Source organism: Shinella sp. CPCC 101442 (genome assembly GCF_024704725.1).
In the GTDB taxonomy this organism is placed as follows: domain Bacteria; phylum Pseudomonadota; class Alphaproteobacteria; order Rhizobiales; family Rhizobiaceae; genus Shinella.
The window spans coordinates 17,398-41,105 of the sequence record NZ_JALIQS010000018.1 but is presented as its reverse complement, the minus strand read 5'-3'; the positions used below and the strand labels follow the sequence as shown (position 1 = coordinate 41,105).

At 63.0% G+C, this 23,708-nt stretch carries 14 protein-coding genes and 5 pseudogenes; 8 read left to right on the top strand and 11 right to left on the bottom strand.

All coding sequences use genetic code 11. The features are described from left to right. Positions 1 to 44: 44 nt before the first annotated feature. Both MUO32_RS28915 and MUO32_RS28910 read right to left on the bottom strand, forming a co-directional pair. Entirely contained in the window at positions 45 to 356 is a 312-nt protein-coding gene (locus tag MUO32_RS28915) for a NifU family protein (protein ID WP_257951836.1), read from the bottom strand. Continuing rightward, the gene (locus MUO32_RS28910; RefSeq protein WP_257951835.1) at positions 353 to 1,363 is read right to left on the bottom strand and encodes an amidohydrolase family protein; all 1,011 of its coding nucleotides are present in this window, start codon (positions 1,361 to 1,363) and stop codon (positions 353 to 355) included. The genes MUO32_RS28915 and MUO32_RS28910 overlap by 4 nt, the downstream gene beginning before the upstream one ends. Positions 1,364 to 1,561: 198 nt before the next feature. On the opposite strand from MUO32_RS28910, the gene MUO32_RS28905 reads away from it, so the two are divergent. Next, positions 1,562 to 2,449, top strand: coding sequence for a transketolase (locus MUO32_RS28905; RefSeq protein WP_257951834.1), 888 nt, complete (start codon positions 1,562 to 1,564; stop codon positions 2,447 to 2,449). A gap of 1 nt (position 2,450) precedes the next feature. Beyond that, positions 2,451 to 3,437: a transketolase family protein gene (locus tag MUO32_RS28900; protein ID WP_257951833.1), complete on the top strand. Its 987-nt coding sequence runs from the start codon at positions 2,451 to 2,453 to the stop codon at positions 3,435 to 3,437. A gap of 606 nt (positions 3,438 to 4,043) precedes the next feature. Here the strand turns inward: MUO32_RS28900 and MUO32_RS28895 are convergent. Then, positions 4,044 to 6,116: a TonB-dependent receptor gene (locus MUO32_RS28895; RefSeq protein WP_257951832.1), complete on the bottom strand. Its 2,073-nt coding sequence runs from the start codon at positions 6,114 to 6,116 to the stop codon at positions 4,044 to 4,046. Positions 6,117 to 6,308: 192 nt separating this feature from the next. Between MUO32_RS28895 and MUO32_RS28890 the strand changes: the two genes are divergently transcribed. After that, positions 6,309 to 7,100: an IclR family transcriptional regulator gene (locus MUO32_RS28890; protein ID WP_374708737.1), complete on the top strand. Its 792-nt coding sequence runs from the start codon at positions 6,309 to 6,311 to the stop codon at positions 7,098 to 7,100. A 14-nt stretch (positions 7,101 to 7,114) separates the two neighbouring features. Here the strand turns inward: MUO32_RS28890 and MUO32_RS28885 are convergent, their stop codons facing one another. Together MUO32_RS28885 and MUO32_RS28880 are read right to left on the bottom strand one after the other, a co-directional pair. Beyond that, entirely contained in the window at positions 7,115 to 8,398 is a 1,284-nt protein-coding gene (locus tag MUO32_RS28885) for an NtaA/DmoA family FMN-dependent monooxygenase (protein ID WP_257951830.1), read from the bottom strand. Continuing rightward, positions 8,395 to 9,222, bottom strand: coding sequence for an ABC transporter ATP-binding protein (locus MUO32_RS28880; RefSeq protein ID WP_257951829.1), 828 nt, complete (start codon positions 9,220 to 9,222; stop codon positions 8,395 to 8,397). Before MUO32_RS28880 ends, MUO32_RS28885 begins: the two co-directional genes overlap by 4 nt. Before the next feature lie 178 nt (positions 9,223 to 9,400). Between MUO32_RS28880 and MUO32_RS28875 the strand changes: the two genes are divergently transcribed. The 4 genes from MUO32_RS28875 to MUO32_RS28860 are packed head-to-tail and all read left to right on the top strand — an operon-like array spanning position 9,401 to position 13,332. After that, positions 9,401 to 10,267 carry a siderophore-interacting protein gene (locus tag MUO32_RS28875; RefSeq protein ID WP_257951828.1) on the top strand — a complete coding sequence of 289 codons (867 nt, stop codon included), beginning with the start codon at positions 9,401 to 9,403 and terminating at the stop codon, positions 10,265 to 10,267. A 28-nt stretch (positions 10,268 to 10,295) separates the two neighbouring features. Next, complete coding sequence (gene fepB / locus MUO32_RS28870) at positions 10,296 to 11,261, top strand: Fe2+-enterobactin ABC transporter substrate-binding protein (protein ID WP_257951827.1); 966 nt, start codon at positions 10,296 to 10,298, stop codon at positions 11,259 to 11,261. Next, entirely contained in the window at positions 11,258 to 12,298 is a 1,041-nt protein-coding gene (locus tag MUO32_RS28865) for an iron ABC transporter permease (protein ID WP_257951826.1), read from the top strand. The genes fepB and MUO32_RS28865 overlap by 4 nt, the downstream gene beginning before the upstream one ends. Then, complete coding sequence (locus tag MUO32_RS28860) at positions 12,295 to 13,332, top strand: iron chelate uptake ABC transporter family permease subunit (RefSeq protein ID WP_257951825.1); 1,038 nt, start codon at positions 12,295 to 12,297, stop codon at positions 13,330 to 13,332. The genes MUO32_RS28865 and MUO32_RS28860 overlap by 4 nt, the downstream gene beginning before the upstream one ends. 139 nt (positions 13,333 to 13,471) lie before the next feature. Here the strand turns inward: MUO32_RS28860 and istB are convergent. The 6 genes and pseudogenes from istB to MUO32_RS29450 form a co-directional block, all read right to left on the bottom strand. Then, a pseudogene (istB, locus tag MUO32_RS28855) lies at positions 13,472 to 14,242 on the bottom strand (IS21-like element helper ATPase IstB). Then, positions 14,227 to 14,607 (bottom strand): annotated as a pseudogene (locus MUO32_RS28850) (IS21 family transposase); the annotation flags it as partial. The pseudogenes MUO32_RS28850 and istB, both read right to left, overlap by 16 nt. A 2-nt stretch (positions 14,608 to 14,609) precedes the next feature. After that, a pseudogene (locus tag MUO32_RS28845) lies at positions 14,610 to 14,732 on the bottom strand (IS3 family transposase); the annotation flags it as partial. 87 nt (positions 14,733 to 14,819) lie between these two features. Continuing rightward, positions 14,820 to 14,984: pseudogene (locus MUO32_RS29455) on the bottom strand (IS21 family transposase); the annotation flags it as partial. A 494-nt stretch (positions 14,985 to 15,478) separates the two neighbouring features. After that, positions 15,479 to 15,553: pseudogene (locus MUO32_RS28835) on the bottom strand (IS6 family transposase); the annotation flags it as partial. A 56-nt stretch (positions 15,554 to 15,609) separates the two neighbouring features. Next, positions 15,610 to 15,711 carry a hypothetical protein gene (locus MUO32_RS29450; RefSeq protein ID WP_374708738.1) on the bottom strand — a complete coding sequence of 34 codons (102 nt, stop codon included), beginning with the start codon at positions 15,709 to 15,711 and terminating at the stop codon, positions 15,610 to 15,612. A 335-nt stretch (positions 15,712 to 16,046) separates the two neighbouring features. Here MUO32_RS29450 and MUO32_RS28830 point away from each other — a divergent pair, with 335 nt between their 5' ends. After that, complete coding sequence (locus MUO32_RS28830; protein ID WP_257951824.1) at positions 16,047 to 23,540, top strand: putative Ig domain-containing protein; 7,494 nt, start codon at positions 16,047 to 16,049, stop codon at positions 23,538 to 23,540. Positions 23,541 to 23,708 lie beyond the last annotated feature (168 nt).

Below are 23,708 nucleotides of genomic sequence, written 5' to 3'. Positions count from 1 at the left end.
GGCTGTCTACGAGGCCTGGGCGGGTTTGTCCAGCGCTCTTCGCCCTATCCGGCGATAAGTGGTCTTGATCCCAGCCGCCGGGCGAGGCGATCCAGCGATTTGAGGCTTGCATTGACCTGCTCGCATCGCACCTCCGCGACCCCTTCCACCTCCATCAGATAGGTGCGGATCGGGCCGACATAGGTCATCGCCATGTTCGGGCAGGCCTTGCAGGCGCCGAAGAGCCTGACGCTGACGACGCCCCCCGGGCTGATATCGGCGATCTCGATATCGCCGCCATGGCCGAGGATGAGCGGCCGGATGCGCGCGAAGGCGGCCTCCAGCGCATCAGGTGAGATGGCGGGACGGGTCGTCATGCGACCAGTCCCAGCTCGATCTTCTTGGCTTCGATATCGATGCCCATGCCGCGGGCAAACGCCTTGCCGAGCATGTTTTCCTTCATCTCCCGGGTGATCTCCGGATAGCCATAACGATCCTGCAGCTCGTCCGGCATTTCGAGATTGGCGAGCGTGTCGATGTATGTCTGCACATGCGGCCAGATGAACGCTTCCGAGCCGTAGCAGATGCGGTCGGAGCCGACATAGAGCAGCGCTTCGCCGAGCCGTTCCAGCATCTTCCAGGGTTGCAGATAATACTGGTTAAACCACAGCGGCAGGATCAGGTAGATATTGTCGAAGCGGCTGGCGATCGAGATCGTCTCGTCGACATAGGGGTCACCGAGATGGTGGATACCGAAATTCAGCTCGGGAAAATCGGCCGCGGCGTACTGGATATCATTCGGCTTGAACGCCTCCACCGGACCGAGTTCCAGCGGAAAGCCCTTGTGGAACTGCACCATCTTGATGCCGAGTTCGATGGCCTTTTCCCAGAGCGGATAGGCGATGTCACGATCGTCCGCCCGCCAGGAACAGCCGCGGCGCTGGTACTGGTAGAACTTCATACTGACGGCGCCGAGTTCCTTGACCTGCCGCTCCATCTCCTCCAGCGCGAAATCGAGCCCGTGATAGGCGGGATCCACGCCGCCCGTCAGAACAACGCGCTTGGGGTTTGATTTGGCGAAGGCATCGCTGAGTTCGACCGGGCCGAGGCCGGCGCGCCAGTGCGAGAACAGCGGTACGGAACAGGCGCTCGCCATGTCCGTATCGGAGTTTTCGAACAGCATCCGGTTACCCCATTCGAGATCCGGATTGGAGAAGGTTTCCGTCTCCGGAGGCGGTCCGCGACGACCGGTGAGATTGATGAAACCGGCGATCTGCGAGCGCAGCAGCCGGACACGCCTGCCGTCGCTTCCCGGCTTGATCTGGTTGTCGCCAAAGTCCTGGGTGTGGACCGCCGCGTCGAAAACAAACATCCCGTCTTTCATTGCATAGCTCCTGAAGAAGATCGCCGCCATCACTGCGTCCTCCTCAAGTAACATGGCTCAACCCATTCATTTCTTTGGAATAGTTGAAGATTGTTTTCAGGCATTGAGGCGAGCGGCCGAGCGTTTCTGCGACTACAACTGGCCCCGTGATCAAGCACGCCGTGGAGAAAACACCGCGGCTGAGGACGAGGACAGGACGTGACCCAACCAGGCAAGATCGAAACGACGAGTGGCCGGAACAGCCTAAGACCGACCGACGAGGAGATCGCCTTCCTCAAGGACCGGGCGAAATTCTGTCGCCTTGAGACGATCCGGCTGATCGAGATCGCCAAGGTCGGGCACTACACCTCCGTCTTCTCGGCGGCCGAGCTGTTTTCCGCGCTCTATTACGACGCGATGCGCCTGCGCCGCGGCGAGCCGACGTGGCAGGATCGAGACCGCTTCATGATGGGCAAGGGTCACGCCGCCGTCGGGCTGTTTCCTATCCTGGCCGACCTCGATTTTATCGACCGCGATCTGCTCGACGGTTACACGCGCCTTGGCAGTCCCCTCGGCGATCACCCGGACATGACGAAGGTGCCGGGTATCGACTTCAGCTCCGGTTCGATCGGCCATGCCCTTTCGGCCGGCTGCGGCATGGCGCTGGCCGGGCGCATGATGGACAAAGACTTCTTCACCTTCGTGATGATCGGCGACGGGGAATTGCAGGAAGGCCAGGTCTGGGAGGCCGCCCTGTTCGGCGCCCACAACAAGCTCGGCCGGCTGATCGGCATCATCGATCGCAACGGCTACCAGCTCGATGGTTCGGTGGACGACATCATCGGCGTCGAGCCTATCGTCGAGAAATGGCAGGCCTTCGGCTGGGAGACCCACGTCGTCGACGGCCATGACGTCGCTGCCGTCGCCACCCTGCTGCGCAGCCTCAGGGCGGATGGCGCGCGCACGCGCCCCGTCATGATCGTCGCCCAGACGGTCAAGGGCAAGGGCGTCTCCTACATGGAAACGGAGCCCGGCTGGCACCTCGGCTATCTCGACCCCTCGGATGCTGCACGCGCAGTCGCCGAAATCGAAGCGATGGAGATCTGAGATGAACAAGCCGCTTTCCGAAAAGTCCTGGCAATACCGTCAGCTCAATGCCGTGACGCCCGGCCTCGACGCCCTTTCCGATGCGCTCATCGAGCTTGTGGCCGCAGGCGAACCGATCGTCGCCGGCACGGCCGATCTTCAGTACTCGAACGGCCTTTCGAAGTTTCACGCACAGCATCCGGATCGCTTCGTGCAGTTCGGCATTTCCGAGCAGAACATGGTATCATCAGCCGCCGGCATGGCAGCCGTTGGCATGAAGCCCTACGTTGCGACCTTCGCCTCGTTCCTTGCCCTCCTCTGCTGCGAGCAGATCCGCATGGACGTGGCCTATTCGAAGCTCCCGGTCCGGCTGATCGGTCACCATGCCGGCATCTCGCTCGGCTTCTACGGCACCTCGCACCATGCGACGGAAGACCTCGCCATCATGCGCTCGATCGCCAACCTGACGGTGATCGCCCCGGCGGACGGCAACCAGCTGATGGAGGTCATCAAAGCTTCCAACGACTATCCCCATCCGATCTACATTCGCATCCAGCGCGGCCGCGATCCGGAGGTCTATGCGCAACGCCAGCCATTCACCATCGGCAAGGCGATTTCCCACCATACGGGAACCGACCTCACGATCATCGCGACGGGCTCCACTGTCCATCCCGCCCTCGAAGCCACCCGGGCGCTGCGTGCTGCGGGCGCCAGTGTCGGCTTCCTCGACATGGCGACGGTCAAGCCGATCGACCGGAACGCCATCCTCGAGGCCGCGGCCCAAAGCCCGCAGATCCTGACGGTGGAAGAGCACAATGTTCTGGGCGGCCTTGGCGGGGCGGTAGCCGAGGTGCTCGCCGGCGAGGGCCTGCCCGTAAAGCTCACGAGGCATGGCATCTACGATGAGTACAGCCTCATCGCACCGCCGACACATCTCTACGCCCACTACGAACTCGACGCAAAAGGCATTGAGAAGCGGGCCACTCGACTTCTTGAAGGGCGTGCATGACAGGCGTGGGCAGAGGCAAAACCGTGCCTGTGTACGGTGTGCTCTGATCCCTGCTCTGATCCCCAAAAGCTGGACGGTTCGTAACTGGAGTTTTCCGCGGTAACTTCCCGGCTGGGAACAGGAGCGGAAGCATGAAGGCATCGAAGTTTTCGGACTCCCAGAAGGCGTTTATTTTGAAGCAGGGCGACGATGGCGCGCAGAGGCCAGCCGATACGGGGTGTTTGGTGGCTTAAGACCTTGCATGGTCGAAGGATAACCTAGCGTATCAAAAAAAGCCGAGGCTCTAATCGCAGCAGGATGAAACTTCAGGGGCAGGTCACGCCCCTTTGAAGGCGTCCTTCGATTGGCGTTTTAACTTTTCAATAATGGCATTCAGAATCATCAACAGGCTCCACAGCACTTGGAACGGGATTTCTCTTCAGATGGTCAACATAAGGCTAACCAGGAAAATTTGCGACAGGCCCGGTGAATTCCTTTCAATCGGCGCCTCGTGAACAATTGGGGCAGCGGCGAGAGACGCTGGCCCAACATCACATTCGCGAAACTACCGCGTGATGATGAGGCGAAGGTGATGTGGCCTTATCGCCACATGGAACCTCGCTGCATTCAGAAGCTGCCCTTGACGCCGATGCCGAACATGCGCGGCGCGGTCATGCTCGCCTCGATGCCGCCGATACCGCGGTTCTGCTGCATGTAGGTCGCTGTGCGTTCGTCGAAGATGTTCTTCACGTAGCCGTAGACCTCCATATGGTCATGCACCTTGTAGCTCGCCCGTACGTCGGCGATCGTGTAAGGCTTGATCACGTAGGCTGGCGTATTGGCCGTGTCGGAGTAATAGCCGTCGAGATGACGGACCTGGCCCGATACGTTGAACTTCTCCGTAACGTCCCAGCTCGCACCGAGGCTGACCATGTACCCGGGCGACTTGGCGAACTCGTTGCCCTGGTAAGCGAGATTGCTGGCAATCTCGTCGATCTCGGTACGCAGCACGCCGGCGCTGGCCCTGATCATCAGGTTGTCCAGCAGCTGGTAGTCCGCGCCGATTTCAAGGCCATAGGCGTGGGCCTGTTCGGCATTGATCGTGTAGGACTGGGTCACGCCCGGCGACACCACCACCGGAATGTTATACTGTGCGTTCTTCATGTCCATGTAGAACAGGTTGCCGTTCACCATCAGCCGGTCGTCGAGGAGGCTGGCGCGCGCGAACAGCTCGTAGTTCCAGATCTTCTCTTCCTCGAAGGGCTGCCATTTCTGCGCGGTCATGTTGAGCGAGACCCCACCGGGGTTGTAGCCGCGGCTGACGAGTGCGCCAACGGTCCAGTCGTCGTTCACGGCATAGGCAAGCGATGCCTTCGGCAGCAGAGCTGAGTATGTCGTGTCGAAATCGACCGGCGTTGGGGCATAGACCGACTTGCCGACACGCTGGATGTGATCCTGCTGGTAGCGCAGGCCGGTTGTCAGTGTCCATTGCTCGGCGAAGCGGTAGCTGATCTCGCCGAACAGGCCGAGATTGCGCTTCGTGTCGTCGAAGGAGGATGTGCCGTTCAGGAAGAGCAGTTCGTCGGTCTGCGTATGCGCATAATAGAGACCGGCGACGCCGCTGATTTCGTCTTGCGTATCGCCGAAGGTCACGCGCGTTTCATTCGAGGCGTTGGTCTGGTCGATATCGGCGTCACCGCCATTGATCAGGCCGGTGGTGCGGATCACATTCGAGGTGGAAAGCTGCGCCTGGTTGAAGAGCTTGATGCCGTTCTCGAATTCATAGGAGACGTCGAGAATCCCCGTATTGGTGTGCTGCTCCCAGCTCGGCATCGTCGTGGTGACATGGTTGAGTTCATCGAAGGGCCAGGAGGCCGCCTCCTGGCTCGGCCGGTTGCTGCTGTTGTGGGAATAGGTCAGCTTGGCCGTCAGGCCGGGGATGTCCGTGGGCTCCCACAAGAGCTTGAAGCGGGCATTCAATGCCTTGAAATCCTGATCGGTATCGCCGTGCTGGAAGCCGGAATTGATGTAGTCGATGAAGGTGTCGCGCCCGGAATAATCAATGGCCAGCCGTGCGGCCAGCTGGTCCTCGATAATCGGGCCGGATAGCGCGATGGATGCCCGTTTGCTGTGATAGTTGCCGATCTCCGCCTGGTAGGCCGCCTCGGGCGTGAACGTCGGGTCCTTCGTGTTGACGATGATGGCGCCAGCAATGGCGTTCGCACCCTGTGAGGTGGTCTGCGGTCCGCGGAAGACCTCGATGCTGTCGAGATCCCAGACGGATGACGCGCCGAAATAGAACTCGTTATAATTCAGATAGTGGCCGTCGAGATTGATAGTGGCACGCGGCACGGTACCGGCGAAAAACGCGGTCGCACCGGTGTTCGGCCCCTGCGTGTCCTGCCCGCGGATGACCGGCGCGCTGACCGTGTCGGAAAAGACGACGTTCGGCACATCGGCAATCACTTCCTGGACCGTTGCGTTGCCGGTTTTTTCCCGGTCGATCTCGCGGCTCGTCTTGATCGACACGGACGAGGCCGTGCTCTTCATGTCGCGCGCTACTTTCTCGCCGGTCACGGTGATGGTTTCGAGAATTGTAGCCTCCGTGCCGTCCTGTGCGACGGCGGCCAAAGCCGGAAGCAGTGACAGCGCAGCGACGCTGACGCCTGCGGCCAGTTTGCGATTGATGTGAGTCCCCATAACAGCCCCTAAACATGAGTATTTCAGTCATGTTGACGTAGCGGGACCGTCATCGTTCCGCAATAGGGAATGCTTTCCGCATTTTGAACAGATTGCCGTCTGGCACAAGCCGTGGCATATCCGCAACAGTGCAAACGCTTGCCAATCGACACCGCGTCGAGGCGAACGCGCCGCATCTTGTTGATAGGGAGGATGTCGTTGACCGAATTCGAAGAAAGTGCGGATGAACTGTCGGATGCCGCCGGCGAGAAGCGGGCCGGCATCATTCAGTCTGTTTCCATCGCCTCGCGGTTTCTTACGATTCTTGCCGCCTCCGATGGGGAGTTGCCGCTGGTCGAACTTGCGCGCCGCGCCGGGACGGGCCGATCCACCGCGCATCGCTACATGCAAAGCCTGGTGCGCGAGGGGCTGGTGGCGCAGGACCAGGTCACTGGCTGTTATGATCTCGGACCGACGGCGCTCAACATTGGCATCAGCGCGCTGAAGCGTATCGATCCCGTGGCGGTCGCGGGTCGGCATATGAAAGCCATGGCCTCGCGGGTGGCGGCAAGCTGCGGCGTCGCGATCTGGACCGACCGGGGACCGACCATCGTGCAATGGTATCGCAGCGCGCGCTTCGCGATCAGCACCGTGACGCTGGGCGATGTGCTGCCGCTCGACAACACCGCCTGCGGGCTGGTGTTTCAGGCTTTTATGCCGCCGGAACGCATAGAGGCCGTGCGGCGGTTGCAGCCGGATGCCTTTCGTGGCCGTCCCCCGGTGCCGGGCGTGCTGGAGACCATCCGCCGCGCCGGTGGTGCTGAACTCAATGAGCGGCTGTTTTCCGCGCTGACCGGCAAGGCGGCCCCCGTCTTCGACGTCTATGGGGAGATCTGTTGCGTGGTCACGACCGTCTCTTTCGTCGAGACGGCCGAAAGCGAAGGACACGGCGCCGCACTCGTCGAGGCTGCCCGGCAGGTGACAGTGGAATCGGGAGGGGCGTGAACCGCCCCCCCCTTTCATGTCTTCGAGCGGATGCGCAAATGCGCGCGTAGGGTCTCGCCGTCATATTCCCTGCGGAAGACGCCCCGCTGTACCAGAAGCGGCACGAGGCCTTCGAGGAACAGGCGCAGCGATTCCCGCGAGCCGCCCGGCAGCGCGATGAAGCCATCGATCGCGCCGGCGGCGAACCATTCCGTAATGTCGTCAGCGACGTCCTCGACAGTCCCGACGGAAACCCAATGCGCCGAGCCGACCACTTCCGGTCGCGCCAGCAGGTCCTCCACAAAGGGCTCGTTCTTCTCGATATAGCGGCGCAACAGGTCGGCATGGGTACGGCTGCGCACCGGCTGGTCGTCTGATGGCAGTAGGTCGGCGGTCACGCGTGCGCCGGGTGACAAATGCGAGAGATCGAGGCCGAGAATCGTCTTCACGGCGTCGAGGCGCTGTGCGGGCGTCAGGTGCGCATGCGCACGTCGGTGCATCGCCCACGCTTCCTCTCGCGTTTCAGCGAGGAAGAAATAAAGGCCCGGCAGAACCCGGGGCGCATCCGTCCGTCCATGTTTCAGCGCCCGCGCCCGCAGGTCGTTGCGCAGGTCCAGGGCCGCGGCCATGTCAGGGGTCGAGGCAAAGGTTGCGTCCGCCACCGAAGCCGCAAAGTCCCGCCCGATCTCCGAGGCCCCGGCCTGGAACAGCGGCGGCGGGCCGCTCGCATGGCCGGGCACGTTCAGCGGTCCCATGACGCTGAAGAATTCGCCACGATGGTCGAGCGCCGTTGCCTCGGCCTCACCCTCCAGCGCAGCAAGGGGATAGCTTTGCCAAAGGTCGCGGACAAGTTCGGTGAACTCGGCGGCCTTGCGGTAGCGCTCCTGCGGCGGCGGCATCGGCGCATCGCCGAAATTCTCCGCGCCGTCGATCGAGGTGACGATGTTCCATGCCGCTCGTCCGTTGCTGATCCAGTGCAGCGACTGGAGCTGGCGAGCTACGACATAGGGCGGGTTGAAAGTCGTCGACGCGGTCGTGACCAGGCCGATGCGCCGGGTAGCGGTGGAAATCGCGGCGAGCAGCACCGTCAGGTCCAGTCCGACGAAAGACGGCGACGTGCCCGATTTGCCGCGCCGCATGACCAGCACGTCCGGCTTGAAGACGAAGTCGAGCTTGGCCCGCTCGGCCGCCTGCGCCAGCTTGATGTAGAAGCCGGGCGGGTCCTGCCGCTGTTCGGCAAGCTCGGCGTCCTCCGGCTCACGGCCCTGCAGCCATGTTTCGGTAAGGCACAATCCGATATGGAGTTGCCTGTCCGTCATGGCGCTGAAACCCTCTTCGGCTCCTGCCGAGGGCGTGCCGGGCGATGGCGTCCGAGCGGCACGATGAGCGGGGTGTGCGAAACCGGATCATCGATGACGGTGCAGCGCAGGCCAAACACCGCCTCGACCAGCTTTTCCGTCACCACGTCCTCAGGGCGGCCTTCGGCAAGGATCGCGCCGTCGCGCATGGCGACGAGATGGGAGGCGTAGCGGCAGGCATGATTAAGGTCGTGCAGCACGGCTACAACGGTTCGCCCCTCGGCATTGAGGTCGGCCAGGAGTTCCAGCAGTTCGATCTGGTGGGCGATGTCGAGGAAGGTGGTGGGCTCGTCGAGCAGCAGGATCGGTGTTTCCTGCGCCAGCACCATGGCGACCCAGACACGCTGGCGCTGGCCGCCGGAAAGTTCGTCGACCAGCCGTTCGGCAAGATCGGTGACGCGGGTTGCCTGCATCGCCGCTGCCACGGCCGTCTCGTCGGCCTTCGACCATTGCCGGAAGAACGACTGATGCGGATAGCGCCCGCGCCCGACGAGATCGGCGACAGTGATGCCGGACGGCGCTGTTGCGCTCTGCGGCAGCAGGCCGAGCCGGCGCGCGATTTCCCGTGTCGGGAAGTCACCGATGCTCCTGCCGTCGAGGATCACCTGACCGGTTGCCGGAGTGAGCAGGCGCGCCATCGCTCGAAGCAAGGTGGATTTTCCGCAGGCATTCGGCCCGACGATAACGGTGAAGGAGCCGTCCGGTATGGCGATCGTCAGGTCGCTCGATATGGTTCGCTCGTCGTAACGCAGCGTCACGGAGCGGGCATGAAGGCGGTGGGTCATGGCAGTTCTTCTAGCAAGCGGTGGCGGCAATCCGTATTGCATTGCAGAATGCATTCTGCAATATGGACAAACAAATCTGACTTTAATGCTCATGTTTTAGCGCCGCGTAGCTGCTTTATGCAACCGTTTTTGACCCGGACAGTGGCTGGCATGAGGGATGACAGGAGGCGAGAGCGCCATGGCCGCACCGCGTAATGAAAGCGTTGAAGACCGAAACAATCTGCTTTCGCAGGAAGATCATATGGGCAGCATGGAGCGATTGGCGATGGAAGTCGTCGCCCTGACGCGGCCCGTCCCTTCGGTCGTCCGCGTAACCGGCCGCATCGCCCCGACCGATCCTGCTGCGTGGCGCAGGCCCAATCTTGCGGTGCGTCTCGAGGTCGAGACCCCGGAAGACCAGCGGCCGGTATCGCGCGTCTATACGATCCGCTCCTTCGACGAAAACCGCAGCCTTATCGACATCGACTTCGTGGTCCATGCCGATGACAGCCCGGCCATGCGCTGGCTGGAGCGCGCCGCAATCGGCAGCACCATCCATCTCGTCGGCCCCCGGCCGCATTTCCTGCCGGACCACGCCGCCGAGGGTGGCATTGCGCTTTTCGCCGACGAAACCGCCATTCCAGCCATCCATGCGATCCTCAGCACCTGGCAGAAGGGAAGCCATGGTGTCCTTTACGTCGAAACCGCCGACCGCGCCGCCTTCGATGAGCTGCCGGAGGTCGAGGGTGTCGAGCGGCATCTTCTGCTGCGTGGCCCGAACGAGGGGGCCGGCACGACCGGGAAGTTGGTCGCGGCCGCCCGCGCGCTGCCGGACCCGAAGGGCTGCATGATCTGGGCGGCGGGGGAGCGGCAGGATATCCGCACCATCCGAGCCTATTTCACCGAGGAGCGCGGCCTACCGAAGGACCGCGTGCGCGTCTTCGGTTATTGGCGAAAGGGCATGAGCAGCTCCGAGATCGACCGGATGCGCCTCCAGCAATACGAGGCGGTGCGTGCCGGGGGTGGCGGGCTTGCCCAGACGGAAGATCTCGACATTCTCGCCTGAACCCCTTGCAGCTACGGCAGACACGACCATGACGCTTCGCCGCACATTCCTCACCTCTACTCTCGGCCTTGCTGCTACCGCGCTCCTGCCGCTCCGCACCACGCGCGCCGAGGATGCGTGGCCGCGCACCGTGCGCCATGACACCGGCGAACTGACCCTGCCGGCGCGGCCGAAAAGGGTCGTCTCGACGGCGCCAAGCCTCACCGGCATCCTTCTCGCCATCGGCGCGCCGGTCGTCGCGACCGCCGCGACAACGCCGAGCGCGCTGACGGATGACAAGGGCTTCTTCTCGCAATGGGCGGCGGTTGCTGACGAGCGCGGTGTCGAGATGCTCTATGGCAAACTTGAATTCGACATCGAAGCCGTGATCGGTGCGGAACCGGACCTGCTGATCGTTTCGGCGACGGGCGCCGACAGCGTCGTGGCGCACTATGCCGAGCTTCAGGCGCAGGGCATCCCGGCGATCGTGGTCAACTATTCCAACCAGAGCTGGCAGGACATCGCGCTGGAGCTCGGCAAGGCCACCGGTCTCGAGGAGCAGGCGGCCGATGCGATCCGCCGTTTCGATGCCTATGCGACGGAGGTTGCCGCCGCGCTGCCGCCCGTAGCGGGCACCGCCAGTATCGTCGGCTACAATGTCGGCGGCAGCTATTCCGTCAGCAAGCCCACGAGCCCGCAGGCCCAGCTTCTCGCAGCACTTGGCATGACGCTGGTCGGCCTACCCGAGAGCCTTCGCGGCCAGGTCACCCGTGCTTCCGATTTCGAGTTCATTTCGCAGGAGAACCTGCCGGCGGCGATCGCCGGCGACAGCGTCTTTCTGCTTCGGGCAACGCAGGAGGACGTCGCGGCCTTTCTTGCCGATCCTGTTCTCGCCAATCTTCCTGCCGTCGTCGGCAAGCGGGTCTATCCGCTAGGACCCACGTCCTTCCGCATCGACTATTATTCCGGCCTGCAGATGATCGACACCGTGGCCCTATCCCTGAAAACGCAATGACCACGGCGATTTCGGGCAGGGCGGTGGGCGCCTTGCGCCGCAGGCGGCGGCTCGCAGGGCTCCTCGCCGGCCTTGCGGTGCTCGTGTTGCTCTGCCTTGCCAGCCTTGCCTTCGGATCGCGGCCCATTCCCCTTCATGTCGTTCTCGATGCAGTCTTCGTCCATGATACGCGCGACGACCGGCATTTGATCGTCTGGAGCCTGCGTCTTCCAAGAACCGCCGTTGCGCTTCTTGCAGGTCTCGCGCTAGGTCTCGCTGGTGCGGTAATGCAGGCGGTCACCCGCAATCCACTGGCCGAACCCGGTCTGCTCGGTGTCAATGCCGGCGCCGCCGTTGCGGTTGTGCTCGGTGCTTCGGTTTTCGGAGCAACGACGATGGCAGGCTACGTCTGGTTCGGTATCGCCGGCGCGGGCATGGCGGGCGCCGCCGTCTTCTTGCTGGGACGAGCGCACGAAACCGGGACGAACCCGGTGAGGCTGGTGCTTGCCGGTGCCGGACTGTCGGTCATGCTGGGCGCGGTTACGGGCATCGTTCTGATCAATGCGCCCCTCGCGGTGCTCGACAATTTCCGCAACTGGGCGGCGGGGTCCGTCGCCGGGCGCGGCTTCGACATTGCCGGCATCCTCGCCATCGCAACACTCTTCGGGGTTGGAGCAGCCGTCTCGATTGCCGGAAACCTCAATGCGATTGCCCTCGGAGATGATCTCGGCAAGGCGCTCGGCCTCAACACACGCCTTACACTGGTTTTGGCCTGCCTCGCGGTGATGCTGCTTTCCGGTGCGGCGACGGCCGCTGCCGGCCCCATCGGCTTCGTCGGGTTGGTGGCCCCGCATCTTGCCCGCACCGTCACCGGGCCGGATTATCGCTGGATACTTGCCTATTCCGCTCTCTTCGCCGCCATTCTCCTGCTCGGCGCAGACAGTCTCGGCCGGGTGATCGCCGCACCGGAGGAAATCGCTGCCGGCATCGTCACCGCATTGATCGGCGGTCCGTTTTTCATCCTCATCGTCCGAAAATTCCGACTGAAGCAGCTATGACAAACGCGCCCGTATCCGTCTGCCGTTTCGGCCCGCTGTCGTTTCGCTGGCGATCAAGGGTCGTCGTGCTCTGCTGCGTGCTAGCGCTGATCGTTGCGGTTTTCGCCATCCTGCTGCTCGGCACAGGCACCTTGTCCTTCAGCGCAAGCGAAGTGCTGGCGGCGCTTACCGGGCAGGGCGAGAATGCGAAGGCCGAGCGCGTCATCCTGCGCATCCGGCTTCCGCGGCTGCTGACGGCCATTCTCGTCGGCGGCGCGCTCGGCATGGCGGGGTCGATCTTCCAGTCCATTTCGCGCAATGCGCTCGGCTCCCCGGATGTGATCGGTTTCACGACGGGGGCGGCGACCGGCGCTATCGTGCAGATCATGCTGCTAGATGCCGGGCCGCTCGAGACATCGGTAGCGGCCGTGCTTTCCGGCGTGCTGACGGCGGTCGCCGTCTTCCTGCTTGCCCGGAAGGGCCGCTCCACGGGCGGATACCGGCTTGTTCTGGTCGGCATCGGCGTCGGCGCCACGCTTTCCGGCGTCAACACGATCCTGCTGGTGAGCGGCGATCTCGATCAGGCGGCGTCTGCCCAGCTGTGGCTTGCTGGGTCACTGAACACGCGCGTCTGGTTGCATGTCGTGCCCGCCGCCATCGGCTTTGCGGTCGTCCTGCCGGTCGCCATCGCCCACGCGCGCCGCCTGAATCTGCTCGAAATGGGCGACGATGCCGCCCGCCAGCTTGGCGTCGATGCCGAACGGACGCGGCTCGTGATGATCATGGCGGCTGTCGGGCTGACGTCGATCGCCACCGCCGCTGCCGGCCCCATCGCCTTCGTCGCGCTCGCTGCTCCGCAGCTTGCGCGGCGGCTGAGCGCATCACCGGAGGTTCCCGTCATCTCCGGCGCGATGATGGGCATGGCGCTACTTCTTGCGGCTGACCTCACCAGCCAGCACCTGCCTATCAATGTCCACATGCCCATCGGGCTGACCACCGGCCTTCTGGGCGGGTTCTATTTGCTGTGGTTGCTGGTACGCAGCAAGGCGGTCTGACGTCGTTCGGCGTTGGCGCACGGATCATTTGTCCGGCGACATGGAACCATGTGCTGGCCGACCACACCATCACCTTCCGTGTCCCGGATCAGCGCCATTGAGACAGATCGGGTGTAACTGAGAGGAGAGGATTTCTGGTTCATCGTAGGGAAGCGAAGATGAGACAGAAAGCCGGGCCGCAGAAACCAGCGACCGAACAGGTCATCAAGGAAATCCGCCGTTCGGCGCGCAACATCACTCGGCCGGGGACAAAATCCGCATTGTGCTGGACGGGTTGCGTGGGGAGGAGAGCTGTCGTCATCTTCGCATCGCCGAACACCGACGGCCATTCGCCGAATGCAAGGTTCGTGGTGACGATGATCGAAGTGTGCTCGTAGAGCCTGCTGATCAGGTGGAACAGGAGCTGACCACCGGCCTGCGCGAACGGCAGATAGCCGACTTCATCGAGGATGATGAAGTCGAGGCGTGTAAGGTAATCCGCCGTCCGGCCCTGCTTGCCGTTGCGCGTCTCTGTTTCCAACCGATTGACCAGATCGACGACGTTGAAGAAGCGGCCGCGCGTGCCGTTGCGGATGAGTGCGCGGGCAATCGCGATGGCCAGGTGGCTCTAGTCGGTTCCCGTGCCGCCGACGAGAACGACGTTGCATTGGTCGGCGACGAAGGTGCCGGTAGCCAATTCCTGCACCAGGGATTCACTGACGGACGTGTCGGCAAAGTCGAAGTCGTCGATGCCCTTGGTGAGTGGCAGCTTAGCGATGCTGAGTTGGTGGCGAATGGAGCGTCCCCGCTTCTCGGCGATCTCCGACTGCAGCAGGTCGCCGACGATGCGCGGCGGTTCATGCTGTCGTTTGATGCCAGTCCCCCTGACCTCATCGTAGGCGCTGCGTATCCCGTAGACACTGGCACGCAATGGAAGCCGTCGAACGGCCCCACATAGTGCACGAGGTTGCCACGCTCGGCTTCGAACATCTGCCAGATCGTCTGTCCCGTCTGTTCGGGATGGCTATGAGCCTTGGCATAGGCAATGCACTTGTCAAGCAGCCAGACATTCAGTTCCTCCAGGCTTTTGACCCTGAGGCGTGATGTAAAGAAACGTTCTCGCACGAGGCCGACCTGGTTCTCTACCTGTCCTTTCTCCCAGCCGGATGCTGGCGTGCAGGCTACGGGATGGGCGAGGTAATTGCTGTACATCTGCAGGAAGCGACGATTGTAGGGCCGTTCCTTGCCCATGAAGACGGCTCCACTGAATAGCCCCGAGTTTCGTAGGCACCCTCGGCTCAGATTTTCTGCTGCTTTTCGAACTCGACGGGCGACAGCATCCCGTTTCTGAGGTGTTTGCGTTTCGGATTATAGAACATCTCGATGTAATCGAACACGTCCTGGCGAGCTTCATCGCGTGAACTCTTCGCTGAAATTCGATTTGCTCATGATGCTCTTCTTGCCTCAAAATTAGGAAAGAAGGCGTCTACAAATCTAGGGGCTATTCACACCGCCGTCTTCATGTTGTCGTAGATGCCGCGTGTGCAGGTGCCATGGAAGAAGTCGAAGGCCTTGTCGTGGGCGTCGAACACCATCTCCTGGCTCTCGCGCATATAGGCTCGCGCGAACATCATCCGGCTGTGGCAGAGCCGGACATGCACCACCTTCACCGTCGTCGTCACGGCCCCTCGATCCTTCGACCATCCCTTCGCGTAGCGCCGGATCGCATCGTAGCTGCCGTCGCAACCCAGCGCCCGAAGCTCTTCGTAAATCCGGATCACCGTCAGCCGTTCACGAGAGGGCTTGCCTTCGTTCGCGGCCAGAAAGCGCTCGATTTCGGTCTTCCGAGCCCCGGTCTTCGGCAATAGCTTGCGTTCTCGCTCGTAGGAAAGTCAGTCTCATCGGATCGCAGTATCTTGCGCACCGTGTTGCGGGAAACGTGCAGCTCCCGAACGACCTTCTTCACTGACCAGCCCTGCACATGGAAGGCCCGGCGAACACGGGCAATCGTATCCACTCGCTTCAACTCCCCCTCCATCCGCCAGCAAAAGACGAATGGTCAGACGAAACAGGTGGGGGGGGCAAAACTGGACGCCAGTCACCTCGCCAGAGGGGTCAATATTCCATGCCGAAACACATACCAGATAACCGCCTGGACGATCAGTCACGCCTCAGAATGCCTTCCTTTGAAGTCATTTTTCGACTGGCGTTTCAGCTTTTCGGCAATGGCATTCAGAATCATCGGCCCGCTCCACAACACTTGGAGCGAGGATTTCTCTTCCTATGGTCAACATACGGTCAATCTGGAAAATTTGTGACAAGCCCCTGATTCTGGTTAATCCCCAAAATCTGGCCGTTGCGGAGCGCGAAATTGTGCGGAGCAAACGCAAACCCACTCATCATGATTTACCCGAGATATACTTCGGTCATGGCTGTCCCCACCAACAATTTAACGACTTTGAACTTACTCTCGCACCCAATTTCTCTCATGACGGCATCTTGGGAAGGGCGCTTCAGTAGTATCTACATAAGAGAATACTTTTATCAACTACGATGCAAGGTTGTGTCGCCTCGCGTTTCATGCCAGTCAATAGCCAAAGCGCAGAACGGGCTGGCCGCGACGTGGGATTTTCCCCCTCGTGGCATTCTGTGTGAATAGGGGCGGGATAATGTATAAGCAATGGCTTGAAAAATCGTGCGTTTTGCGCGGGCATCGCGCCAAGCCGGCGTTTTTTTTGTCATTTCTGACCTTGATCTGGCTGATCGTCCTGTGGCCGGTGACAGCAGCTCAGGCGGCTTGTACCTCACCGCAGACCGCGACTATAACCTCGGGCGGCAGCGTAACCTTTACTTGTGCATTCTGGGGCTATACGGATAGCCACCCGTTATTACCATCCCACGGTGATATTTTAATTAACGGCTTCTCCGTCATTTACACCAACAACGGGGATGGGGCGACATCCGACACGTTCATCCTTACAGAAGCCGACACCGGCAATCCGACCGTTACATTCAACATCACGATCAATCCGTCGACCTCTCCGCTGACGGTCACGCCCGCAAGCGTTGCGACGCCCGTCATCGGGACCTCCTATAATCAGGCACTCAGCACGACTGGCGGAACCACCCCCTATACCTATTCGCTCGTGGCAGGCAGCAACCTGCCGCCCGGCCTCACCCTTTCCTCCGCCGGTGTCATCTCCGGCACGCCGACCGGCTCGGGTCCCTACAACTTTACCGTCCGCGTGACCGATTCGACGACGCCGACGGCCAATACGCTCGACAAGGCCTACAGCGTCCTCATCGCTGCGCCTGCCATCGACGTGACGCCTGACAGCCCGCCGGACGGCGGCGTTGGCACGGCCTACAGCGTGCAGTTTTCGGCAAGCGGCGGCACCCCAGGTTACACCTATACCCGCGACAGCGGCAGCCTGCCCCCGGGCTTAAGTCTCTCAGGCAGCGGTCTCCTGTCCGGCACACCATCGGCGGTCGGCAGTTCGACTTTCAAATTGAAGGTCCAGGACAGCACCACCATCTCGACCGGCGGCGTGCACTTCCTCTTGCAGGACGTTACCGTCACCATCAATGCCTTCCCCCCGGTGTCGCTGACGCCGGCAAGCGGCACGGCGCTTTCGGCCGGCGTGGTGGGAACCTCCTACTCCAACGCATCGATCTCGGCGAGCGGGGGATCGGGTGCGATCAGCTATGCGGTGACCGCCGGCGCGCTGCCGGCAGGCCTCGGCATCAATGCATCGACCGGCGCGATCACCGGCACGCCCACAGTGGGCGCGATCGGAACCGCGAGTTTCACGGTGACGGCGACGGCCGCGACCAGCGGCGCGGCCAGCGCCAGCTATTCAATCACGGTGACGGCGCCCCCCGTGGTGCTGACGCCGACGACCGGGACGGCCCTGACCGCCGGCGTGGTCGGCTCGTCTTACTCGAACACGTCCATTTCGGCGACGGGTGGTGCCGGAACGATCACCTATGCCGTAACCTCCGGCTCGGTGCCGGCGGGGCTCACCCTCAACACATCGACAGGTGCGATAACGGGCACGCCGACAGCCGGGGCACTTGGAACGACGAACTTCACGGTGACGGCAACGGCCGCAACGGCCGGGTCGGCCGCCGCCAGCTATTCGATCACGATCACCGCGCCACCTGTGGTCCTGGCCCCGGTCGGCGGTCCATTGACATCAGGCACGGCGGGGGTCGCCTATTCGACGGCTATTTCGGCGACGGGCGGCGTGGGAACCATCACCTATGCCCTAACGGCAGGTGCGTTACCGCCAGGGCTCACCGTGAACACGTCGACCGGAGCAATCAACGGCACGCCGACCGCTATCGGCACGTTCAATTTCACCATTACGGCGACTGCCGCGACAAGCGGCTCGGTTGCAGAGGCCTATCAGATCACGACCGTCGGGCCGCCACTGAATCTCTCGCCGGCGTCAGGCACTGCGTTGACCGGCGGCGTTGTCGGTTCGGCCTATACGGACACGTCGATCTCGGCGAGTTCCCCCTTGGGTGGGGTTACCTTCTCAGCAAGCGGACTTCCGGACGGCCTGACGATAAACGCTTTAACAGGCGAGATCACAGGCACGCCAACGGCCGCCGCCCTTGGCACCGCAAGCGTCGACGTCGCGGTAATGTCGATGTTCGGCAACGTGGAGCAAGCCACCTATCCGATCACAATTGTGGCGCCACCGGTGGTGCTGACGCCGACGACCGGAACCGTATTTTCGACCGGCACGGTTGGCGTTTCCTATTCGAATACGTCGATCTCGGCGAGCGGCGGGGTTGGCGCACTGAGCTACGCCGTGACGGCCGGCGCGCTTCCCGATGGCCTTGCCTTGAATACCACGACCGGTGCGATCACCGGCACGCCGACGGCGGCCGGATTCGGCATGGCGAATTTCACCGTGACGGCGACGGCCACGACCACCGGGTCGGCCTTGGCCAGCTACACGCTGGAAATCGAGGCGCCGCCGGTGGTGGTGACGCCGGCGAGCGGTGCCCTGACGGGCGGCACGGTGGGGACGGCCTATGCGGCGACGACGATCTCGGCGAGCGGCGGGCTTGGCGCCTTCACCTACACGGTCACCGCCGGCGCGCTCCCATCCGGGCTTGGCCTCGACGCATCCAGCGGTGCAATCACCGGCACACCGGCGGCCGCGGCCCTCGGCACGTCCAATTTCACGGTGACGGCAACGGCGGCGACGTCGGGTTCCAGCGCAAACAACTATTCACTCACGGTGGTTGCCCCGCCGATGGTGCTGACACCGGTATCCGGTACGGCGCTGTCGGGCGGCACGGTCGGGACAGGCTATTCGGATACGTCGATCTCGGCCACCGGCGGCGTGGGAACGATCAGCTATGCCGTAACGGCTGGCTCGCTGCCGACAGGACTGAGCCTCAATGCCTCGAGCGGTGCGATCACCGGCACGCCGACGGGTGCTGCACTCGGTACGTCCAATTTCACGGTAACGGCAACGGCGGCCACGACAGGCACGGCTTCGGCCGCCTATTCGATCACGATGGTAGCCCCGCCGATGGTCCTGGCGCCGGCATCCGGCACGGCGCTGTCGGGCGGCACGGTCGGGACAGGCTATTCGGTTACGTCGATCTCGGCCACCGGCGGCGTGGGAACGATCAGCTATGCCATAACGGCCGGCTCGCTTCCGACGGGGCTGAGCCTCAATGCCTCGAGCGGTGCGATCACCGGCACGCCGACGGCTGCTGCGCTTGGTACGGCCAATTTCACGGTAACGGCGACCGCGGCAACGACAGGCACGGCTTCGGCCGCCTATTCGATCACGGTGGTAGCGCCGCCGATGGTGCTGACGCCGGCAACCGGATCGGCGCTTACGGCCGGCACGGTCGGTGCCGCCTACTCGGATGCGTCGATCTCGGCCAGCGGCGGTGTCGGAACAATCAGTTATGCCGTAACGGCAGGGGCGCTTCCCGCCGGTCTGAGCATCAACGCATCGACAGGCGCTATTACTGGTACCCCGACCGCCGGAGCCTTCGGTACGGCGAGTTTCACGGTAACAGCGACAGCGGCAACGACCGGTTCGGCCTCGGCGAGCTACACGATTGCCGTGGGAGGAACCGCGGTCGTTCTGACGCCGGTAACGGGAACTGCCTTGACGGCCGGCACGGTGGGCATTGCCTATTCGAACACATCGATTTCGGCGGGCGGCGGCGTTGGTGCGGTCAGTTTCTCCGTGACGGGTGGCACGCTCCCGGCAGGCCTGAGCCTCAATACATCGACGGGTGCAATCACCGGCACGCCAACGGCTGGCGCGCTCGGCACGTCGAACTTCACGGTCACGGCGACGGCGGCGGTCAGCGGTTCGGCTTCGGCGAGCTATTCGATTGCGGTGGGCGGACCAACGGTCGTGCTGACGCCGGTAACGGGGACTGCTTTGACGGCCGGCACCGTTGGCGTCGTTTATTCGGATACGTCGATCTCCGCGGGTGGCGGCGTGGGAACGATTAGCTATGCCGTGACGAGCGGCGCGCTTCCCGCGGGGCTGAGCCTCAATGCATCGACAGGTGCGATCTCGGGCACGCCGACCGCCGGAGGCTTCGGAACGGCGAATTTCACGGTGACGGCGACCGCGGCGACCGCGGGTTCGGCCTCGGCAAGCTATTCGATCGCCGTGGGCGCACCGCCGATCGTGCTGACGCCGGCAACCGGCACGGCGCTATCGGCAGGCACGGTCGGTGTGGCCTATTATGACACCTCGATTTCGGCAAGTGGCGGCGTGGGGACGATCGGCTATGCGGTTACGAGCGGGGCGCTTCCCACAGGGCTGAGCCTTAACGCATCGACCGGTGCGATCACTGGTACGCCGGCCGCCGGAGCCTTCGGCACGACGACTTTCACGGTGACGGCGACGGCAGCGACATCGGGTTCCGCGGCGGCGAGCTACACGATTACGGTGCGCGGCACGGCGGTGGTGCTGATACCGGCAACCGGCACGGCGCTTTCGGCCGGTACGGTCGGTGTCGCCTATTCGGACACCTCGATTTCGGCGAGTGGCGGTGTGGGGACGATCGGCTACGCGGTTACGAGCGGGGCGCTTCCAGCAGGGCTGAGTCTTAACGCATCGACCGGGATGATCACTGGTACACCGACCGCCGGAGCCTTCGGCACGGCGACTTTCACGGTGACGGCGACGGCGGCGACATCCGGTTCCGCGGCGGCGAGCTACACGATTACGGTGGGGGGCACTACCGTGACGCTGACGCCGGCAACCGGCACCGCGCTTTCGGCCGGTACGGTCGGTGTCGCCTATTCGGATACCTCGATTTCGGCGACAGGCGGTGTTGGCGTCATAAGCTATGCTGTGACGGCCGGCGCACTTCCGGCAGGGCTTGGTCTTGATGCGTCGAGCGGAGCGATAACCGGTACGCCAACGGCCGCAGCACTCGGAAAAGCGACCTTCACGGTAACGGCAACAGCCGCAACCAGCGGCACTGGCTCGGCGAGCTACACGATTACGGTGCGCGGCTCGGCTGTGGTGCTGATACCGGCAACCGGCACGGCGCTTTCGGCGGGTACGGTCGGCGTTCCTTATTCGAACACGTCGATTTCGGCGAGCGGCGGCGTTGGCGCGATCACCTTTGCCGTGACGCAGGGTGCTCTTCCGGCTGGTCTGAGCCTTGATGCATCGACCGGCGCGATCAGCGGCACGCCGACGGTCGCCGCCTTCGGTACGGCAAGCTTCACGATCAAGGCCACCGGGGCATCCGCGGGTGCCGCATCGGCGCGCTATACGTTAAGGGTACGCGGACCGGCTGTGTCGTTGACGCCCGCAACTGGTACAGCCTTGGCGGCGGGCACAGTCGGGGTCTCCTATTCGGACAGGGCGATCTCGGCAAGCGGCGGGGTCGGCAAGATCACCTATGCGGTAACGAGCGGGTCGCTTCCGGCCGGATTGAATCTCAATGCATCAAATGGTGCGATCGCCGGCAAGCCGACTGCGGGTGCACTCGGCACGGCAAGCTTTACAGTCAAGGCGACGGCTGCGACCGCGGGCTCTGCGTCGGCACGCTACACAATTACGGTACGTGGACCCGCCGTCGTGCTAACGCCAGCCACGGGCACGGCGCTTTCGGCCGGCACTGTGGGCAAATCCTATTCGGACACATCGATCTCCGCGAGCGGCGGCGTTGGCCGAATTGGCTATACGGTGACCAGTGGAGCGCTTCCGGCCGGCCTGAGGCTCAACGCATCGACGGGTGCGATCAGTGGCACGCCAACATCCGGTGCGTTCGGTACGGTGACGTTCACAGTAACGGCGGCGGCCGCAACGGCCGGTTCGGCGGCTGCGAGCTACACGATTACGATCAAAGCGCCGGCAGTGGTGCTGAAACCGGGAACGGGAACGACGCTTTCGGCCGGCACGGCAGGCGTTGCCTATGCGAACACCTCGATCTCGGCAAGCGGTGGCGTGGGTACGATCAGCTATGCGGTGACGGCCGGTACGCTTCCGGCGGGCGTGAGCCTCAATGCCGCGACGGCCTCTATCACCGGCACCCCCACGGCAAGCGGTGATTTCTCCTTCACCGTTACCGCGACGGATACAGTCGGCACGAGCGGTGCGGCTAGCTATTCGCTGAAGATCAAGCCGCCCAAGGTGACATTCGTCTTCACCCCGCCAGGCGGCGCTCTGGATGAAGCGATGGCAGGCGAAGATTACAGCCAATCGACTACCGCGAAGGGTGGAACGGGGTCGCTGATCTACAGCGTCGTTTCAGGCAGGTTGCCGAAAGGCCTGGTGTTGAACATCTCGACCGGCGAACTCACCGGCCCGCTTTCCGCCGACGCTGCCGGTACGCATAACTTTACCATTCAGGTGCGCGATGGTGCTGGCGCTACCGGCAAGGCGACGTTCACCTTGCGGGTGAAGCGGCGGACAACCACGGTTATCGACCTCGTCGTGGAGGTGCCGGCTGGCGGGACGCCTGCGAATGTCTACCTCAACCGTGGTGCAACGGGTGGTCCGTTCACGGGGGCTGAGCTTGCCTTTGTCGAGCCGGCCAATGCGGGCAAGGCGACGATCATTCGCGGCGAGGTGGCGGCGGTTGGCGCTGCTGCAGCCCCTGCCGGCTGGTATTTGCAATACAAACCCGATCCCGCCTATTCCGGTGAGGTGCAGGTCGGCTACAGGCTGATCAGCGCGCTCGGCACGTCCAATATAGGTGTCGTCACCTACCGGCTGGCGCATGATGCGGACAGGGTTGCCGAGGACATAGATGCATTGGTACGCGGCTTCGTCGAGACGCGGCAGAACATGATCTCCTCGGCCATCAAGGTTCCCGGGCTTCTGGAACGCCGGCAGATGGAGGCGGCGACCGATCCGGTCACCGCGCGCATGATGCCGTCGGAAGAGGGCATGACAGGCAGCGTTTCCACCAGCCTGCGGCAGATGGAGGCGGCGCGCGACAATGCCGACGGCGTGAGTGCGGCCGCGTCCTCGCCGTTCAACATCTGGATCGACGGCACTTTCCTGGCGCACAACCGGGATGACAATGACGGGCGCTGGGGCAGCTTCGCGATGATCAATGCCGGCGCCGACTATCTCCTGACGGAAAAGGTGCTTGTGGGCCTGTCCTTCCACTATGACCGGATGACCGACCCGAGCGATGCGGATGCAGAACTGACCGGCAACGGCTGGCTTGCGGGTCCCTATGCCTCGTTCGAGATCGCCCGAAACATCTTCTGGAACGCCAGCCTGCGTTACGGCGGCTCATCCAACGATATCGACACGGCGTTCTGGGACGGCACGTTCGACACGACACGCTGGATGGCCGACACCTCGCTCGAGGGGCAATGGGACATCGACGAAGCGACGACCTTCACGCCGAAACTGCGTATTCTGTACTTCTCGGAAAGCGTTGACGACTACACGGTCCGAAACGATGTCGGGGAGACGGTAGATATCGAGGGGTTCGACGCAGAGCAGTTCCGTGTCAGCCTGGGCGCGGAGATCGCACGGTCGTTCACGCTGGAAAACGGCACGCAGGTGACACCGAAACTGGGCCTGACGGGCGGCTACTCGGGCCTCGATGGCTCGGGCGCGTTCGGCTCGCTGACGGCCGGGGTTTCGTTGCAAACCGCGAACCTGTGGATGCTGGACTTGAGCCTGCTGCTCAACATCGCCGACGGCGGCGAGACATCCGCAGGCGGACGCGTGCGAGCTGCAAAGCAGTTCTGAGGCGCACAATCCCGCTTCGACGTGATGAGAGAGAGAGAGAGAGAGAGAGAAGCGGCCGTTGGCATGGCTGGGAGCGATTTCGGTGAAGCCGGTTCATCGGGAAGTCTGACCTGCCACTGAGAATTTTCTCCAGAATGGATTAGCGTCCGGCCGATCGAGGACGGACTT